Origin of the sequence: Arthrobacter sp. NPDC058192 (assembly GCF_042883665.1) — a bacterium.
Taxonomy (GTDB): Bacteria; Actinomycetota; Actinomycetes; order Actinomycetales; family Micrococcaceae; genus Arthrobacter.
In genome coordinates this window covers 192,098-210,551 of the sequence record NZ_JBHVVJ010000004.1, presented here as the reverse complement: position 1 = coordinate 210,551, position 18,454 = coordinate 192,098, and the positions used below count along the sequence as shown (strand labels likewise).

The window sequence follows — 18,454 nt, the reverse complement described above, 5'->3', positions numbered from 1 at the left end:
GGCAAACTCATTCAGTGCTGGCTGGTTGGGTTATCTCGAATGCTGGACCGTGCTGTGCCGGCTCTGCCGCGCCGCTTCCGGTGCCGTTAGCCCCGGCCTCTGTGCCCGCACCCCCGGCGCCGCCGACGTCGGGATGCGTGTGGTAGAGGCCGTACTTCGCGATGTACTGGACCACCCCGTCCGGAACGAGGTACCAGACAGGGTTGCCGTCCGCCACCCTCGTGCGGCAGTCGGTCGAGGAAATGGCCATGGCGGGAACCTCGAGCAGGCTGACGTCCTTGCGGCCCATGCCGTCCAGGACGTGACCGGGCCGGGTTACGCCCACAAAGTGCGCCAGGGACCAGAGCTCGTCGATGTCTTTCCAGGACAGGATCTGGGCCAGGGCGTCCGCGCCGGTGATGAAGAAGAGATCGGCGTCGGGGCGCAGGGTCCGGAGGTCGCGCAGGGTGTCGATGGTGTAGGTCGGGCCCGGCCGGTCCACGTCCACCCGGCTCACGGTGAAGCGCGGATTCGAGGCCGTCGCGATAACCGTCATCAGGTAACGGTGCTCAGCCTCGCTGACCATTTTATGGGTCTTCTGCCAAGGCTGGCCGGTGGGAACAAACACGACTTCGTCGAGCTCGAACTTCGCCGCGACCTCGCTGGCCGCAACAAGGTGTCCGTGATGGATCGGGTCAAACGTGCCGCCCATCACACCGAGTCGCAGGCGGCGTTTGGCGCCGTGCTGCGTCATGGTGGCGGAAATATTAGTGTCCCGGGCCCGGGTGCTTGGCCGGGTGCTGACGGTGCGGATCAGCGTGTTCGTCGACTACGGCGTGGCGCCGGCCCAGGTTGGAGTAGGACAGCGTGATCAACAGCAGGACAACGAGGACCAGGAACATGGCACCACCGATGACAAACGGCGGTGCGATGAGCGGCGCGAGTTCCTCGTTGCCTGCTTCGCCAGCGGCGGCGACGAAAGTGGCGATCTGCTGCGAAAGCATGTTCTCCCCTAGTAAGTTCTAAAATTGACGACGGCGGAGGTGTCCGCCGTTCCGGTCTTCCGTTCCATGTTACAGCGTTGCTAGGCCCGGATCTGGCCCTCGCCCTGCACGATCCACTTCGTGGTGGTCAGCTCAGTCAGTCCCATGGGGCCGCGGGCATGGAGTTTCTGCGTGGAAATCCCCACTTCCGCCCCGAGGCCCAGCTCCCCGCCGTCGGTGAATCGCGTGGAGGCGTTCACAATCACGGCCGCCGAATCAATTTCGGCAATGAAGCGTTCGGCGTTGGCGAGGTCGTTGGTGAGGATGGCCTCGGTGTGGCCAGTTGACCACTTGCGGATGTGCTTGACGGCCTCGTCCAGGCTGTCCACCATGGCCACAGCCAAGTCCAGGTCCATGTATTCGGTGGCCCAGTCCTCGTCCGTGGCGGGCACTGACTCGATCGACGCGGGCAGCGCGGCCCGGATGCGGCCGTCCGCGTGCAAGGTGACCCCTGCGGCTCGCAGGGCGGCGGCGACAGCGGGCAGGACGGTGGACCCGGAATGCACCAGGAGCGTTTCCACCGTGTTGCAGACGCTGGGCCGCTGGGTCTTGGCGTTGAGGAGGATGTCCACGGCCATTGCTTCGCTGGCGGAAGCGTCCAAAAAGATGTGAACGTTGCCCTCACCGGTCTCGATGACGGGAACGGAGGAATTCGTCACCACGGCCTGGATGAGCTCGCGGCCGCCGCGGGGAATGAGGACGTCCACGCGGCCGCGCGCCCGCATGAGCGCGTTGGCGCCCTCGCGGCCGTACTGGTCCACGGTCTGGACCGCGTCTGCGGGAAGGCCCACCGATTCCAGCGCATCCCGGAGGATCGTGACGAGTGCGGCGTTGGTGGCGGCCGCGGCGGACCCCCCGCGCAGGATCACGGCGTTGCCGCTCTTGAGTGCCAGGCCGGCGATATCCACCGTGACATTGGGGCGGGCCTCATAGATCGCGGCCACCACACCCATGGGCACGTTGACCTGCCGCAGGCGCAGCCCGTTGGGGAGGGTCTGGCCGCGGACCACGTTTCCGACGGGATCGGGCAGGGTGGCGAGGTTTTCCAGGGCAGCGGCGAGGGCAGCGATGCGCGCATCGCTCAGGGTCAGGCGGTCCAGCAGCGCGGCGCCGGTGCCGTTGGCCCGTCCGGCCGCGACATCCTTGGCGTTGGCGGCCAGGATGTGGCCCTTGTGTTCGAGCAGCGCCGTGCCGATGGCGCGCAGGCCGCGGTCCTTCCAGGCCCGGTTCGCGTGGGCCATCTTGCGGGCAGCCTTCCGTGAGCGGTCAGCGATGGCGTATACGGCGGCCTCGACGTCCGCTTCCGCCGGCACCCCTGCAGCCGCCGGGTCCTGCGGCGCAGGCGCGGCGTTTTCGGCAGGCGCCGCGTTTTCGGAGGGCATGGCGGGAGAAGTCAGGGCCTCAGTCATGCTTCCAGTTTAGGCGAGCAAAAGACCTAGACCAGCACCAGATCATCAACATGAATAACTTCGCGGTCATACCCGCGGCCCAGCTCCTTGCCCAGCTCATGCGTTGAGCGGCCCAGCATTTGGGGAAGTTCCGCGGCCGAATAGTTCACCAGCCCGCGCGCAATCACCGTGCCATCGAGGGAGACCATCTCCACGGCGTCGCCCGCCTCGAAGTGGCCCTTCACGGCGGCGATCCCGGCCGGCAGCAGGGAGGTGCGGCGGTCGCGGACCGCCCGCACCGCGCCGTCGTCGAGCACCAGGGTGCCGTGCACCGACGCCAGGTGGGCGAGCCACAGGAGGCGGATCGGTTTGCGTGCGCCGTTGACGGAGAACCATGTGCCCACGTCCTCCCCCGCCAGCGCGGCGGCCGCATTGGGCGTCGAGGTCACGAGGGCGTGGATGCCCGAACCCGCGGCCATGCTGGCGGCTTCGACCTTGGTGACCATGCCGCCGGTGCCCACACCGGCCTTCCCGGTGCTCCCGATCGAGACGCCGTCAAGGTCGTGGGGGCCGGAAACGTGCGGGATGCGCCGGGCACCATGCGACGGCGGGCCGTCGTAGAGGGAGTCGACGTCGGAGAGGAGCACGAGCGCGTCGGCGCGGACCAGGTGCGCCACGAGGGCGGCGAGCCGGTCGTTGTCGCCAAAGCGGATCTCGTGCGTGGCCACGGTGTCGTTTTCGTTGACCACCGGGACGACGCCGAGGTTCAGCAGGCGGTCCAAGGCGCGGAACGCGTTCGTGTGCTGGCTGCGCCGCATGAGGTCATCCGCGGTCAGGAGCACCTGGCTGACGGTGACGCCATGCGCCCCGAACGCGTGCGTGTAGCGTGCCATCAGCAGGCCCTGGCCTACGCTGGCGGCCGCCTGCTGGGTGGCGAGGTCGCGGGGACGCTTCTCCAGTCCCAGCGGGGCGAGCCCGGCCGCGATGGCGCCCGAGGACACCAGGATGATTTCCGTGCCCGCGTTCCGTTTGTGCGCCAGGGCGTCGGCGAGGTCGGTGAGGGCTTCTTCCGAGATCCCGCCCCTGATGGACGTTAGCGAGGACGAGCCCACCTTCACGACGATCCGGCGGGCTCCCGAGAGCGCCGTGCGGTCCGGCGCAGTCCTGGCCCGTGCCGCGGTACTACTCGTCATCGGCTGCGCCCAGCCCACTCTCCTTGAGCGGCTGCGGGGCGCGCCGCCGGCTGACAGACTCGGTCCAGATGCCGGCCTTGCGCTCGGCCTCCAGTTCGGCGCGGGCGGCGGCCTTGGCGTCGCGGCGTTCCTGCTGTTCTTCGCGCTTCTGTCCGCGGGTGGGGCGGTCGCCGATGTCGGCGAAGCGCACATCGGTGCCGCGCGGCGAGGCCAGCAGCTCGGCGCCGGCCATCATGGTCGGCTCCCAGTCGAAGACGACGCCGTCGTCCTCGCCGATGACCACGGTGTCGCCCGGCTTGGCGCCCTGCTTGAAGAGTTCGGCTTCGACGCCGAGTTTGGCCAGGCGGTCCGCCAGGTAGCCGATCGCTTCCTCGTTGGTGAAGTCGGTCTGCTTGACCCAGCGCACCGGCTTCTCGCCAAGGACGCGGAACAGCGGCTCGAGGTTCTTTTCCTCCCGGCGGATGCTGAAGCCGGTTTCGTTGACCGCACGGGGACGCAGCACGGGCGCCTGCACCTTCGGCGGGGTCGCGGCGACGGCGTTGCGGGCCGCTTTGACGATTTCGGCCATGGCGAAGCCCAGCTGGCGGAGGCCTTCGTGGCTCGTCGCGGAAATTTCGAAGACCTTGTAGCCGCGGGATTCCAGCTCGGGGCGGACGAACTCGGCCATGTCCTTGCCGTCGGGCAGGTCGACCTTGTTCAGGGCCACCAGCCGGGGCCGGTGGTTCAGCGGCACCACTTCGCCGTCCGTGCCGGCGTAGCTCATGTCGACGGCGTACTTCTCCAGCTCTGCCTCGATGATGGAGAGGTCGGAGAGCGGGTCGCGGTCCGATTCCAGGGTTCCGCAGTCCAGCACGTGCACCAGGGCGGCGCAGCGCTCCACGTGGCGCAGGAAGTTGTGGCCCAGGCCCTTGCCTTCGCTGGCGCCCTCGATCAGCCCGGGGACGTCGGCGATCGTGAAACGCACATCGCCAGCCTGGACGACGCCCAGGTTGGGGATGAGGGTGGTGAAGGGGTAGTCGGCGATCTTGGGGCGGGCGGCCGACATCGCCGCGATGAGGCTGGACTTGCCGGCGGAGGGGAAGCCGACCAGGGCGATGTCCGCGATGGACTTCAGTTCCAGGACGATGTCACTGGATTCGCCCTCGATGCCGAGCAGCGCGAAGCCGGGGGCCCGGCGCTTCTGTGACGACAGCGCCGCGTTGCCGAGGCCGCCGATGCCGCCGGCGGCGGCAATGTACTCGGCGCCAACGCCTACGAGGTCGGCGAGGACTCCGCCGGACTTGGACTTGACGACGGTTCCCTCGGGAACCGGAAGAATGAGGGTCTCGCCGTTCTTGCCGCCGCGCCAGTCGCCCATGCCGGGGCCGCCGTTGGTGGCGTGCCGGTGCGGGGCGTGGTGGTAGTCCAGGAGCGTGGTGGTCTGCGGGTCGACGCGCAGGATGACGTCGCCGCCGTTGCCGCCGTTGCCGCCGTCGGGACCGCCGAGGGGCTTGAACTTTTCGCGGTGCACGGAGACACAGCCATGGCCGCCGGTACCGCCGGATACGTGCAGTACTACCCGGTCTACAAAGCTGGCCACGTGGATCTCCTCAGTGCTGTTCACCGGACCCCGGAAGGGCCCAAGTTGATTGTAATGCGGTTAAAACACCGGTGGAGCGGACCTATAGGCCCGCTCCACCGTTTGAAAACTTGTTGTTACTCTGCAGCTGCAGCAGCCACGATGTTCACAACGCGACGGCCACGGCGCGTGCCGAACTCGACGGCGCCGGGGGTCAGAGCGAACAGGGTGTCGTCGCCGCCGCGGCCTACGCCTGCACCCGGGTGGAAGTGGGTGCCGCGCTGGCGGACGATGATCTCGCCTGCGGAAACTACCTGGCCGCCGAAACGCTTGACGCCGAGGTACTGAGCGTTGGAGTCACGACCGTTGCGAGTGGAACTCGCGCCTTTTTTATGTGCCATTTGAAATGCCTGCCTTTAAATTCTGGGGAATCTGTTGAAAACCTGAACAGTAACGCGAGGTTACTTGATACCGGTGATCTTGACCTTGGTCAGTTCCTGACGGTGACCCTGGCGCTTCTTGTAGCCGGTCTTGTTCTTGAACTTCTGGATGACGATCTTCGGACCACGGAGGTCTTCGAGGATCTCAGCCGTAACCGTTACCTTAGCCAGGTCAGCGGCAGCGGACGTGACCTTTTCGCCGTCAACCAGGAGCAGTGCGGGCAGCTCAATGGTGCTGCCGGCTCCACCGGCGACGCGGTTCAGGGTAACGAAGTCTCCAACGGAAACCTTCTCTTGGCGGCCGCCTGCGCGGACAATCGCGTACACCACTTGGGGGACTCACTTCTCTCGACGTTTATTACTAGATTTGCGTGCGGAACCTGGGGCCAAAGTGTTTGGACCGGCTCACGCTGTGCCTCAACGCCGGTGGGCTCCCCGGGGGAACCCATGAGCTATCCCCGGAACATATCCAGTTGGAATTCCAAGCGGACAGCTCTCGGGGTCATAACCCAAGTGTTGGCGTAAGCACCGAAGATCTAGAATACGCTAATTTCGCCTTCGGCCGCAAATGAGGCTGGTTCCGGCGGGTAGTCCGTGATAGGCGCCACAACGTGTTCGATGTTGTCTTGGTGTTGTGGCGCTGCAACGACTTCCGGAACCGTGCCCCACCATCCTACCGGCTGCGGCGGCCACCGGGGTCAGGCGTACAGCCTCGGCGCGTCGAAGAAGTCCACTTCGTAGCGCGAGGACTGCCGGAAGGCCAGGGCCATGGCCTTCCGTTCCCCGGCGGAGGCCTGCCGGGCCGCCGCGTCCGTGTACGCGATGGCCTGCCGGGTGGCGGCGGCGAACTCCTCGTCGGCGTACGTCCGCAGCCACCCGGCGTAGGGGTGGGTCCCGGGGGCGCCGTTGGCCAGGAACTCCCGGTGCAGGGTGGAGCCGACTTCGGCGTAGAGCCAGAAGCACGGGAGGACCGCCGCCACGAGCGTCGCGTAGCTCCCCGATACCGAGGCGGCCAGCAGGTGATCCACGTACGATTTCGTGACCGGGCCCAGGGCGGCCGCTGCCGGGCGGGTGCTGAGCCAGGAACGGTGGAGCTCGGACTCAACCTCGAGGCACGTCTGTGCCGAGCGGGCCCAGAACAGCTGCTCCGCCTCGGTGGGGGCGATGGCGGCGGCACGGGCCAGGACCCGGGAGTAGCCGTTGAGGTAGATGGCGTCCTGGGCGAGGTAGTAGGCGAACTCATGTTCGGCCAGCGTGCCGTCGGCGAGTCGGCGGATAAAGTCCAGGGCATAGATGGCGTCGAGGTCTTCCGTGGCGCCCGCACGCAGGGCCGCGGCGAACTCGCCCTCCGCCGGGGCCTGGCCGGCCAGGGGGCCGCGCGCGCGGCCCTGCAGGTGGTGGAAATGATGGACCGGGCCGTTGCCGGTGCCGACGTCCAGGACCGAGGCTTCGCGCAGCGCGCCCAGCAACCACGGCTTGACCTCCCGCAGCGCCGCTTCCCAGTTCCCGACCCGGGCCTGCACCGTGGCCATGGCCGAGGACAACGAGCAGCCGGTGCCGTGGCTGTTGCGCGTGTCGATCCGCTCCCCCGGCACCACCACCGTCTCCTGGCCCAGCAGGCCCCCGGTATTGACCAGCGCGTCCGGGCAACCGGCCGCGGCGGCGCTCCCGGCGGCGCTCCCGGTGTCCGCCCCGCCGTCGTCCTGCAGCGGACCGCCGGGCTGGCCGCCCTCCAGGTGCCCGCCCTTTACCAGGACGGTGGTGCCGGCCTGGGCGGCCAGCCGCTTGCCCTGCGCCAGGGCTTCCGCCCAGTCCGCCGCGACCGGCTCCCGGAGCAGGATGGCCAGTTCAGACAGATTCGGCGTGATGAGATCCGCGAGCGGCAGCAGGGACGCCATGGCGGCCTCGGCCGATTCCTGCAGGAGCCGGTCGCCGCTGGTGGCGACCATCACCGGGTCCAGGACCACGACGGCGGGACGCACCTTGTCCAGCCAGGTGCGGACGGCGTCGATAACTGCCGCGTCGCCGAGCATGCCGATCTTGACGGCGTCGATGCCGATGTCGTCGCTGATGGCGTCCAGCTGCGCGGTGAGGAACGCTGCCGGCGGTACGTGCACGGCGCTCACGCCCTTGGTGTTCTGCGCGGTCAGGGCGGTGATGGCGGCCATGCCGTAACCGCCGTTCGCCGCGATGCTCTTCAGGTCGGCCTGGATCCCGGCCCCGCCGGACGGGTCGGAACCGGCGATGGCCAGCACCCGGGGAATACGGGTCGCCGCGGCCGGGGCCGGCTCCGGCGGCAGATCACTGGGCAAAAAATTACTCGGCAAGAACTCGGACGGATTCAACGCGGACAAGTCAGACATCCCTTCGCCGGTGCTAGCCGGACAGGTTCAACGGGTCTGGTCTCAGCCGGCCCGATGGTCGGCACCCCGTGTCAGTGCTCCAGCCTAGCCGCTGCGCCCGCACGCCCCTTTAACGGCGGAACGGGTCGGGGCCGGAGGGGCGTAGTGTTACGCCCCTCGGCCCCGACCCGCTACCCCACCAGTGGCGGAGGGGAACAGTCAGCCGGGATTCAGCCGAGGACTAGAGCTCCGACGCCGGCACGCCGACGCCGAGGATGATCGGGGCGTTGCCGGTCGGAACCGCGGCAGGCGCGGCCGGGGCCTTGGCCTCGTGAACCGAACCGGCCGCCGCCGGCGCGGCTGCCTCGCGATGCTCCACGGACGTCTCGTTGGCTGCCCCCTGGGCACGGCTGGCGCTCCGGTTGCGGCGCCCGCGGCGGCCACGGGACGTCGCGTCGGCCGCCCGGGGCTCAGGCGCCTCAGTACGGACCGCTGCGGCTGATCCGGCAGAACCGGGTGCCTCGGCCTGCGGCGCGGCGGCGGCCTGTCCCTGCTCCTGTCCCTGCTCCTGCTTTTGGGCCTCGCCCTCGCCCTCGCCGAGGTTGGCGAAGGCTTCGGCCAGCAGGTCCAGGGTCAGTGCCGGGGCCGGCGCGTCCTCGGCGTGCTCGACGTACGGAAGGGCCACCTGCTCGCCGCCAAAGGTCAGGACGGCCGCGGGACGGCCGGCTGCTTCCTCGGTGGCCGCGAGCTGGGCGACAGCTTCGACGGCCTCGGCCGCGGCCTGGCGCACCCCGGCGTCGCTGGCAGTGGCTGCCTCGCCGTCGTGCAGGTGGGCGGCGTGCGCCGCGGCGGCGATGTTCGCCAGGGCGGTGCGGGTCGCCTCAGCCTTGGCGTGGCGCTCGGCCTCGGTCGGCTCCGGATGGACGGCTGCCGGTGCCGAAGTCGCGGACTCCGTGCCCTGGCCTCCCCTGCCGCGGCGGCGGCTCTTGCGTTCGGTCCGGGCGGCCGGCTGGGCCTCGGTGCGCGGCACGTAGTGCTCGGCCGCAACGGTGTTGGCGCGGCGGTGCTCCACGGGTTCGTCGTGGGTGACGATTCCGCGGCCCGCGCAGGCCTCACACTGCTCGCCGAAGACTTCCAGCAGCCCGGTGCCCATCCGCTTGCGGGTCATCTGGACCAGGCCCAGCGAGGTCACTTCAGCCACCTGGTGCTTGGTGCGGTCCCGGCCCAGGCACTCCACCATGCGGCGCAGCACGAGGTCGCGGTTGGATTCGAGCACCATGTCGATGAAGTCGATGACGATGATGCCGCCGATATCGCGCAGCCTCAGCTGCCGGACGACTTCCTCGGCCGCCTCGAGGTTGTTCTTGGTGACGGTTTCCTCGAGGTTGCCGCCGGAACCGGTGAACTTGCCGGTATTGACGTCCACCACTGTCATGGCTTCGGTGCGGTCGATCACGAGGGAACCGCCCGAGGGCAGGAAAACCTTCCGGTCCAGGGCTTTGTGGATCTGCTCATCGATGCGCCAGGCAGCGAAGATGTCCGTGTCCTTGGTCCACTTCTCGAGCCGGCCCACCAGGTCCGGTGCGACGTACGTAACGTAGGCCTCGATGGTGTCCCAGGCTTCCTCGCCGGAAACGATCAGCTTGGAGAAGTCCTCATTGAAGACGTCGCGGACCACCTTGATGGTCAGGTCCGGTTCGCCGTAGAGCAGCTCCGGGGCAAGGATCTTCGTGGACGTCGACTGGCTCTCGATGCCTTCCCACTGCGCGCGCAGGCGGTTGATGTCGTGGGTCAGCTCCTCCTCGGACGCTCCTTCGGCCGCGGTGCGGACAATGACGCCCGCGTCTTCGGGCAGGCGGTCCTTGAGGATCCGCTTAAGGCGGTTGCGTTCGACGTCGGGCAGCTTGCGTGAGATGCCGGTCATGGAACCGCCGGGCACGTACACGAGGTAGCGTCCGGGCAGCGAGATCTGGCTGGTGAGGCGGGCGCCCTTGTGGCCAACCGGGTCCTTCGTGACCTGGACCAGCACGGAGTCGCCGGACTTGAGCGCGTTTTCGATCCGGCGCTGCTTGCCTTCGAGGTTGACGGCGTCCCAGTTCACTTCGCCGGCGTAGAGGACGGCATTGCGGCCGCGTCCGATGTCAACGAAGGCGGCTTCCATGGAGGGCAGCACGTTTTGGACCTTGCCCAGGTAGACGTTGCCGATCAGTGAATCCTGCTGGGTCTTTGAGACGAAGTGCTCCGCCAGGACGCCGTCTTCAAGGACGCCGATCTGGATTCTGTCGTCGCGCTGGCGGACGATCATCTGCCGGTCGACGGATTCGCGGCGGGCCAGGAACTCCGCCTCGGTGATGACGGTGCGGCGGCGGCCGGTGTCGCGGGACTCGCGGCGGCGCTGCTTCTTGGCTTCCAGGCGCGTGGAACCCTTGACGGAGGCGACGCGGTTGTTGACCGGGGCTTCGCTGGCCGCCCGGGGCGCGCGTACGCGGGTGACCGTGTTGGGCGGGTCGTCGTCTCCCCCGCCTGTCAGTTCCATGTCCTGGTCGCCGCGGCGGCGGCGGCGACGGCGGCGCGAGGTCACGCCGTCTTCGAGCACGCCTTCGTGGTCTTCGTCGCCCTCTTCGTCGGGGCCTTCCACGTCCGTGTCCGACTCGGCAGCGGTGCGGGTGCGCCCGCGCCGGCCGCGGCTGCGGCGGCGGCGGCGGCTGCCGGCGTCCTCGTCTTCCTCGCCCTCTTCGACGTCGGGTTCCGCCGGTGCTGCGGCGGGTACCGAACGCACCACCGTGCTGAGGTCGGGGGCCTGGAAGATGACGGAGGTGAGGGCACCGGGTTCCAGGAAAAGCGACGCGGCCCGGTTGTCCGGCTTGCTTTCCGGTTCCTCGGTTTGCGCCTGTGCGGGCTGGGCCTCCGGCGTTGCGGTCGGCGCAGCAACTGGCATTTCTCCGGCGGCCGCGGTTACCTCAGCGGCTGCCGTTTCGGCGGGCGCCTCTTCGGCTGCTGCGACTTCGGCGGGAGTTTCGTCGGCTGTTGCCACTTCGGCGGGGACTGCCGCCGCTGCGGGGACGTCGTCGACCTTCGGGGCTGCCTTGGCCCGGCTGGCGCGGCGCCGTACCGGCTTCTCGGCGGCCGGCTCGGGAGCCGCTGCCGGAGCTTCAGCAGCATCGGCAGCCGCTGCCGGAGCTTCAGCAGCATCGGCGGCCGCTGCCGGAGCTTCAGCAGCATCGGCAGCCGCTACCCCTTCTGCGGCCGCAGCGGCTATTTCGTCGTCGGCGAAGGCAGGGAGGGGCTCCGGTGCTGCAACAGACTTGCGGGCACGGGTGCGGCGCGCGGGTGCCTTGGCCTTGGCTTCGGGGACAGCAGCGTCTCCGGCTGCTTTGTTCTCGGCGACGGGCTCATCGGAGCCGTCCGCTTCGGCGAGGGCGGCGGCTTCAGCCACTGCCTCTGCTGCCGCGGCGGCGGACACCTTTGGAACGGGCGCCTTGCGGCGGGTCCGGACGGCCCTCTTCGGCGCGACCGGGGCCTCCGCTTCTGCTGCGTCTTCGGTAACAACTAGCTCTTCGTTGCCGGCTACAACCTGATCATTATCCATATGTGGCGACACTCCTGCCCCCGATTCGCCGCCACATCCGGCGCCCGTTGGGGCAAATATGCGTCAACACCCGCAGGCATTGACAGAAGTCAATTGGGTACCCTCAGGTTCGCACCGGCATTGGGGTGCGGCAGCCCTGGAGGGCCGGCGAGATTGTTTTGAACCCGTTGACCTCTACGCCACAGCCAGGTGCCGTCCAATGGCGGCGGGACAGCTGGAATCGGAGATTCCGCAGCTCCCTGCTCATCACTGGCGGTCTTGAAACAAAATCGCCGGACCGGAATCCGGATGTGGATCGGGTTCCAGCCACGATCATTGTCTCACAGGACCCGTCAAAGCTGGCGTAGGCAAGGCCGGAGATGCCACGGCGGGCGCGGGGCTGGGGCCCGGGGACGTTCATCGGCGCCGTTCAGCCCGCGGCGTTACAATCGGGCCAGAAGCACACGACCCAAAAAGGACTGATATTCCATGCCCAGCATCTCCAGCACTGCCGGCGACGCGACCGTGCACCGGCCGGGCTCCGGCGCGGCTCCCGCGGACCGGACGCTTCCCCCGATGACCCGCGACCGCCCGTTCGCCTGGCTCCTGCTGATCACCGGCGTCATCGGCTGGCTGGCCTCCGGTGCCCTGGTCCTGGAGAAGCTGGAGGTCCTAAAGGACCCCAACCACGTCACTGTCTGTGACGTGAACCCGTGGATCTCCTGCGGGCAGGTCATGCAGACCTGGCAGAGTTCCGTGTTCGGTTTCCCGAACATGTTCATCGGAATCGTCGCCTTCGCGGTGATCATCACAGCGGCCATGGGCATCCTCGCCGGCGCCAGGTTCGCCCGGTGGTACTGGCTGGGGCTTCAAACGGGTGTGACGCTGGGCTTCGCGTTCGTCGTCTGGCTGTGGTCCCAGGCGCTCTACGCCATCCACATCCTGTGCCCGTTCTGCATGATCGTCTGGGCCGTCATGATCCCGCTGTTCGTCTGGGTGACCGTCCGCAACATCTCGTCCGGCGTGATCCCGCTTCCCGCCGGACCCACCAAGGTCATCGGCGACGCCGGCTGGATCATCACGGCCCTGCTGTACGTGGCCGTCATCGCCACGATCTTCTTCGCCTTCATCCAGGTCTTCGTCGGGACCTCCGGCTACTAAACACCGCGACAGAACAGATAAGGCCAATGTTCGACTAGAACATTGGCCTTATCTGTCACCTCGGTGAGGCGTGCGGAATCTAGAACCAGATCTTGATCTCGCGCTTGGCGGACTCCACCGAATCCGAGCCGTGGACCAGGTTCTGCTGCACGGCCAGGCCCCAGTCGCGGCCGAAGTCGCCGCGGATGGTGCCGGGGGCCGCCGTCGTCGGGTCCGTGGTGCCGGCGAGGCTGCGGAAGCCCTCAATCACGCGGTGTCCCTCGAAGATCGCGGCGACAACCGGGCCGCTGAGCATGAACTCAACCAGCGGCTCGTAAAACGGCTTGCCGACGTGCTCCTCGTAGTGCTGCTCCAGCAGCTCGCGGCTGGCGTCGACTTTCTTGAGCTCGGCCAGGGTGTAGCCCTTGGCTTCGATCCGGCTGAGGATGGCGCCGGACAGGTTGCGGGCGACGCCGTCGGGCTTGATCAGGACGAGGGTGCGCTCAATGCTCACAGCTGCTCCAATGTGTTGGGGTGGGGTTCGGGTCAATTCTACGGGTTTGGGGCTACGCGTTCCGGGCGCCGGTGCCGGGCGTCTGGTCCGGCCCGCCGCCCGTGGGGTGGGCTGCTTCCCATTCAGCCTGCTCGCGCTCCCGCTGGGCCGCTTCGCGGTCCAGCCGGATACCGGTGCGGATGCCGTACCACCAGGCCACGGCGAAGAGGCCGCCGACGACGAACATTGCCGGTTCCAGGATGCCGCCCAGGATCAGGACCAGCTGCAGGATCCAGCCCAAGGCCACGCCCCACGGTTTGGAGAGGACCGCGCAGGTGAATACGAACACGAGGCAGAGCCCGATCCCCACCGAGAAGATGAGGGCCGCAGGATACTCGTTCCGGTGGAGCCCGAAGACGGCCAGTGTGCCGAAGAGCACCACGAACGCTTCCAGCAACAGTACGGTCGAGGCGAACATGACCTTGGTGGAACGCCGCTTTTTGGGCATGCCCGGCCGCCATTCGCGCTGGGCTTTGGTGAGTTTGGCCATCGCTTACGCGTCCGCCTTTCCGAGGAGGATCCGGGCATCGGCGACGAGCGTGATGGAACCGGTCACCAGGACTCCGCCGGCGGCCTCGTCGTCGGCTTCTGCGCGTTCGACGGCCCATTCGATGGCGTCATCGAGCTTCTCGGTGACATGGATGTTGTCCTCGCCGAACCCCAGATCCACCGCGATCTCGGCAAGGTCGTCCGCGGGTACGGCCCGGGGGGAGTTGGACTGCGTGAAGCAGTATTCGGTGGCGAGGCCGCCCAGGGATTCCTGGAGCTGGCGGAGGATCTCCTCGGCGTCCTTTTCCCGCAGCACGCCGACCACCACCACGAGCTTGGTGAAGTTGAAGGCCTCGTGGATGGCCTCGGCGGAGACCCGGATGCCTGCCGGGTTGTGCGCGGCGTCCACGAGGATCGTGGGTGAGGTGCGGACCACCTCGAGCCGGCCGGGGGACGTGACGGAGGCGAAGGCCTCCTGCAGGATCTCCGCGTCGATCGCCTTTTCCCCGCCGAAGAACGCCTCCAGTGCGGCAATCGCGACGGCGGCGTTCTCGGCCTGGTGCGCGCCGTGCAGCGGCACCAGCAGATCCTCGTAGCGGCCGGCGATGCCCTGGATGGTGACCATCTGGCCGCCCACCGCGACGGTGCGGGACTCCACGCCGAACTCCACTCCCTCGAAGCGGAACGGCACGTTGACTTCGTTGGCCTTCTCCAGGAGCACCTGGGCCGCGTCGACCGGCTGCGCGGCACTGACGAGGAAACCGCCGGGCTTGATGATGCCGGCCTTCTCGTAGGCAATGTCCCCGGTGGTGTCGCCCAGCAGTTCCGTATGGTCCAGGGAGATCGGGGTGACCACTGACACCTGCCCGTCGCCGACGTTCGTGGCGTCGGTGATGCCGCCGAGGCCCACTTCGATGACGGCGACGTTGACGGGCTGGTCCGCGAAGACCGCGAAGCCCAGGATGGTCAGGCACTCAAAGTAGGTCAGCCGGGGCTGGCCCTCGGCTTCGAGTTCGCCGTCCACAATCTGCAGGTACGGCCGAATCTCGTCCCAGATCCGGACGAATGTCTCGTCCGGCACCGGGGCGCCGTCGATGCTGATCCGTTCGGTGACCTTGGACAGGTGCGGGCTGGTGTAGCGGCCGGTGCTCAGGCCGTGGGCCCGCAGCCCGGCCTCGATCATCCGGGCCGTGGACGTCTTGCCGTTGGTGCCCGTGACGTGGATGATCGGGAACGCCTTGTTCGGCTCCCCCAGGATTTCCATCGCACGGTGCAGCGGGGCGAGCCGGGGCTCCATCTTGTTTTCCGGCGCCCGGCCCAAGAGCTCGGCGTAGACGCTTTCTACGGAGAATTCGTCGGTCATGGCTTAGTTGGCCTTTACTTTTTCGACGGTGATCTGCAGCTCGGTGTCAGGGCCTGAGGAACCGAGATCGAGTTCAACGGTCAGCGTTTCGGTGGTCACGAGCTGTTCGTTTGCCCGCACGGCGTCAAAGACATCCTTCGGAGCCTGGATGATGGTGCGGATCCTGTCGCTGACATTGAGTCCGGCGTCCTTGCGGGCCTGCTGGATTGCGCGGACCATGTCGCGCGCCAGACCCTCGGCCTCCAGCTCCGGAGTGACTTCGGTGTTGAGCACCACGAAGCCGCCGCCGGGCAGGACGGCCGCTGCGCGCGACCCTGCGCCCTCGGCGCTCTCGGCCGCAACGGTTTCCAGGGTGTACTCCTGCGGTTCGAGCTCGAGGCCGCCGGCGGTGACCACCCCGTCTTCGCTGACCGACCAGTCGCCGGACTTGGAGCCCTTGATGGCCTGCTGGACGTTCTTGCCCAGGCGCGGGCCCGCCGCCCGGGCGTTCACCACGAGCTTCTGCTCGATGCCGAACTCCTCCGGGGAGGCGCTCTCGGCGTCGAGCAGGCGGACCGAGCGCAGGTTCAGTTCATCGGCGACGACGGCGGCAAAGCCGTCCAGCGCACCCGCGCCCGGTGCCACAACGGTGAGCTCCTGCAGCGGCAGGCGCACCCGGAGGTTCGCGGCCTTGCGCAGCGAGGATCCGGTGGAGCAGATCTGCTGGACCCGGTCCATCGCGTCGACCAGGTCCGGGTTGGCCGGGAACAGCCCGGCCTCGGGCCAGTCGGCCAGGTGCACGGAGCGTCCGCCGGTGAGGCCGCGCCAGATCTCCTCGGAAATCAGTGGCAGCAGCGGGGCCGACACCCGGCAGACGGTTTCCAGTGCCGTGTAGAGGGCGTCGAAGGCGTCGACGTTCTCGTCGAAAAAGCGCTGGCGGCTGCGCCGGACGTACCAGTTGGTGAGCATGTCCAGGTAGCTGCGCAGTTCGTCGCACGCGCCGGAGATGTCGTAGCTGTCCAGCTGCGCGGTCATGTTGCGGACGAGGTCCCCGGTGTTGGCCATCAGGTACTGGTCCAGCGTGTCGGCGTAGCCGTCGTAGCGGAGCTTCGCGTCGTAGCCCTTCGCGGTTCCATCCACTGCGTTCGATGCGTTCGTGTACAGGGTGAAGAAGCTGTACACGTTCCACAGCGGCAGGATGACCTGGCGGACGCCGTCGCGGATGCCCTGCTCAGTGACGACGAGGTTGCCGCCGCGCAGGATCGGGCTGGACATCAGGAACCAGCGCATGGCGTCGGAGCCGTCGCGGTCCAGGACCTCGGAGACGTCCGGGTAGTTGCGCAGGCTCTTGGACATCTTCTGCCCGTCGGAGCCCAAAACGATGCCGTGGCTGATGACGTTACGGAAGGCCGGGCGATCGAATAGCGCCGTGGAGAGGATGTGCAGCATGTAGAACCAGCCGCGGGTCTGGCCGATGTACTCGACGATGAAGTCCGCCGGGTTGTGGGTGTCGAACCATTCCTCGTTCTGGAACGGGTAGTGGACCTGGCCGTAAGGCATGGAGCCGGAGTCGAACCAGACGTCCAGGACGTCCTCGACGCGGCGCATGACGGACTGGCCCTCTTCGGGGGTGCGGGGGTCGTCCGGGTTCGGGCGGGTGAGCTCGTCGATGAACGGCCGGTGCAGGTCCACCTGGCCGTCGTTGTTCAGCGGCAGGCGGCCGAAGTCAGCCTCGATCTCGGCGAGGGAGCCGTAGACGTCGGTGCGTGGGTAGTCCGGGTCCGTGGACTGCCAGACCGGGATGGGGCTGCCCCAGTAGCGGTTGCGGCTGATGGACCAGTCGCGGGCGTTGGCCAGCCACTTGCCGAACTGGCCGTCCTTGACGTTGCCGGGGATCCAGTTGATCTCCTGGTTGAGCTCGGACATGCGGTCCTTGAACTTGGTGACCTCGACGTACCAGGAGGACACGGCCCGGTAGATCAGCGGGTTGCGGCAGCGCCAGCAGTGCGGGTAGCTGTGCTCGTAGCTGGCCTGGCGGACCAGGCGGCCCTGGGCGCGGAGCACCTGGGTGATGGGCTTGTTGGCCTCGAAGACCTGCAGGCCGGCGATCCCGGCGAGCGGGCCGTGGCTGAACAGCGGCAGGAACTTTGCCCCCTCGTCGACCGAAAGGACTACGGGGATGCCGGCCTCTTCACAGACCTTCTGGTCGTCCTCACCGTAGGCGGGCGACTGGTGGACGAGGCCGGTGCCGTCGGTGGTGGTGACGTAGTCGGCCACGAGGAAGCGCCAGGCGTTCTGGTTGCCGTACTTCTCGTCGTCGGCGAAGTAGTCCCAGAGTGGCTCGTACGCGAGGCCCTCGAGCTCGGCGCCGGTGTGGGTGGAGGTGACCGCGGCTTCGGCCGCCGCGACGCCGTCGGCGCCGTCGCCGTAGCCAAGGTCCTTGGCGTAGGTCCCCAGGAGGTCGGCGGCGAGCAGGAAGCTGCCCGTGACCGGCGCCTCGGCGGAGGCCGCCTTGACGCCGTTGGGTCCGGCCGGGAGAACCACGTAGTTGATGGAGGGCCCGACGGCGAGCGCCGCGTTGGTGGGCAGCGTCCACGGCGTGGTGGTCCAGGCTAGTGCCTGCACGCCGGCGAGCTGCTGAGACAGCTCCGACTCCCCCGCCGTGATGGGGAAGGTGACCGTGACGGTCTGGTCCTGGCGGTTCTTGTAGACGTCGTCGTCCATGCGCAGCTCATGGTTGGACAGCGGCGTCTCGTCCTTCCAGCAGTACGGCAGCACGCGGTAGCCGTTGTAGGTCAGGCCCTTTTCGTGCAGCTGCTTGAAGGCCCAGAGCACGGACTCCATGTACTCGACGTTGAGCGTCTTGTAGTCGTTGTCGAAGTCCACCCAGCGCGCCTGGCGGGTGACGTAGCTCTGCCACTCGTCGGCGTACTTCATGACGGAGGACCGGCAGGCGTCGTTGAACTTATCGATGCCCATCGCCTCGATCTGGGTCTTGTCCGTCATGCCCAGCTGCTTCATGGCTTCCAGCTCGGCGGGCAGCCCGTGGGTGTCCCAGCCGAAGCGGCGCTCCACCCGGCGGCCGCGCTGGGTCTGGTAGCGGCCCACGAGGTCCTTGGCGTAGCCGGTCAGCAGGTGTCCGTAGTGCGGCAGGCCGTTGGCGAAGGGCGGACCGTCGTAGAAGACGAATTCGTTGGAACCGCGCTGTCCCCCGGGAAGATCAGAGTCCCGCTGGTCGATGCTGGCCTGGAAGGTGCCGTCCTGGTCCCAGTACTTGAGGATGCGCTCTTCGATCTCCGGGAACTTCACGGAGGCAGATACGCCTGTGGCGTTGGAAGCTGCGTTGGAAGCAGAGGTGGTGGAGCCGGTACCTTCGGGTGCGGCTGAGGCCTTGGGATAGTGGGTCATCTCTTCATCCT

General features: G+C 67.8%; 14 protein-coding genes and 1 riboswitch. Of the genes, 1 reads left to right on the top strand and 13 read right to left on the bottom strand.

What is annotated here, in order from left to right:
- Nucleotides 1–7: 7 nt before the first annotated feature.
- From nadD to ACFVVK_RS06000, 9 genes are all read right to left on the bottom strand, one after another.
- Entirely contained in the window at nt 8–691 is a 684-nt protein-coding gene (nadD, locus tag ACFVVK_RS06040) for a nicotinate-nucleotide adenylyltransferase (protein WP_390265025.1), read from the bottom strand.
- Between the two features lie 55 nt (nt 692–746).
- Nucleotides 747–983 carry a hypothetical protein gene (locus ACFVVK_RS06035; protein WP_390264806.1) on the bottom strand — a complete coding sequence of 79 codons (237 nt, stop codon included), beginning with the start codon at nt 981–983 and terminating at the stop codon, nt 747–749.
- Between the two features lie 80 nt (nt 984–1,063).
- Nucleotides 1,064–2,431: a glutamate-5-semialdehyde dehydrogenase gene (locus tag ACFVVK_RS06030; RefSeq protein ID WP_390264803.1), complete on the bottom strand. Its 1,368-nt coding sequence runs from the start codon at nt 2,429–2,431 to the stop codon at nt 1,064–1,066.
- A gap of 26 nt (nt 2,432–2,457) precedes the next feature.
- Nucleotides 2,458–3,603 carry a glutamate 5-kinase gene (gene proB / locus ACFVVK_RS06025; RefSeq protein WP_390264800.1) on the bottom strand — a complete coding sequence of 382 codons (1,146 nt, stop codon included), beginning with the start codon at nt 3,601–3,603 and terminating at the stop codon, nt 2,458–2,460.
- Nucleotides 3,593–5,182, bottom strand: a complete 1,590-nt coding sequence (gene obgE, locus ACFVVK_RS06020; protein WP_390264797.1) for a GTPase ObgE — start codon at nt 5,180–5,182, stop codon at nt 3,593–3,595. Before obgE ends, proB begins: the two co-directional genes overlap by 11 nt.
- 116 nt (nt 5,183–5,298) lie before the next feature.
- On the bottom strand, nt 5,299–5,562 hold the full coding sequence (gene rpmA, locus ACFVVK_RS06015) for a 50S ribosomal protein L27 (protein WP_009372867.1): 264 nt from the start codon (nt 5,560–5,562) through the stop codon (nt 5,299–5,301).
- Nucleotides 5,563–5,622: 60 nt separating this feature from the next.
- Nucleotides 5,623–5,931, bottom strand: a complete 309-nt coding sequence (rplU, locus tag ACFVVK_RS06010) for a 50S ribosomal protein L21 (protein WP_090953333.1) — start codon at nt 5,929–5,931, stop codon at nt 5,623–5,625.
- A gap of 368 nt (nt 5,932–6,299) precedes the next feature.
- Nucleotides 6,300–7,964, bottom strand: a complete 1,665-nt coding sequence (locus tag ACFVVK_RS06005; RefSeq protein ID WP_390264794.1) for a bifunctional hydroxymethylpyrimidine kinase/phosphomethylpyrimidine kinase — start codon at nt 7,962–7,964, stop codon at nt 6,300–6,302.
- Nucleotides 7,947–8,043: riboswitch (TPP riboswitch) on the bottom strand. Its footprint overlaps the gene before it by 18 nt.
- A gap of 141 nt (nt 8,044–8,184) precedes the next feature.
- On the bottom strand, nt 8,185–11,532 hold the full coding sequence (locus ACFVVK_RS06000; protein ID WP_390264791.1) for an Rne/Rng family ribonuclease: 3,348 nt from the start codon (nt 11,530–11,532) through the stop codon (nt 8,185–8,187).
- 468 nt (nt 11,533–12,000) lie between these two features.
- Between ACFVVK_RS06000 and ACFVVK_RS05995 the strand changes: the two genes are divergently transcribed.
- Complete coding sequence (locus ACFVVK_RS05995; protein ID WP_390264788.1) at nt 12,001–12,672, top strand: vitamin K epoxide reductase family protein; 672 nt, start codon at nt 12,001–12,003, stop codon at nt 12,670–12,672.
- Between the two features lie 79 nt (nt 12,673–12,751).
- On the opposite strand, the gene ndk is transcribed toward ACFVVK_RS05995, so the two are convergent.
- From ndk to ileS, 4 genes are read right to left on the bottom strand one after another with little or no spacing between them, the layout of a single operon-like run.
- Entirely contained in the window at nt 12,752–13,165 is a 414-nt protein-coding gene (ndk, locus tag ACFVVK_RS05990) for a nucleoside-diphosphate kinase (RefSeq protein ID WP_390264785.1), read from the bottom strand.
- Between the two features lie 52 nt (nt 13,166–13,217).
- The gene (locus ACFVVK_RS05985) at nt 13,218–13,694 is read right to left on the bottom strand and encodes a DUF4233 domain-containing protein (protein WP_390264783.1); all 477 of its coding nucleotides are present in this window, start codon (nt 13,692–13,694) and stop codon (nt 13,218–13,220) included.
- Nucleotides 13,695–13,697: 3 nt separating this feature from the next.
- Nucleotides 13,698–15,056, bottom strand: coding sequence for a bifunctional folylpolyglutamate synthase/dihydrofolate synthase (locus tag ACFVVK_RS05980; protein WP_390264780.1), 1,359 nt, complete (start codon nt 15,054–15,056; stop codon nt 13,698–13,700).
- Nucleotides 15,057–15,059: 3 nt separating this feature from the next.
- Nucleotides 15,060–18,443 carry an isoleucine--tRNA ligase gene (gene ileS / locus ACFVVK_RS05975; protein WP_390264777.1) on the bottom strand — a complete coding sequence of 1,128 codons (3,384 nt, stop codon included), beginning with the start codon at nt 18,441–18,443 and terminating at the stop codon, nt 15,060–15,062.
- Nucleotides 18,444–18,454 lie beyond the last annotated feature (11 nt).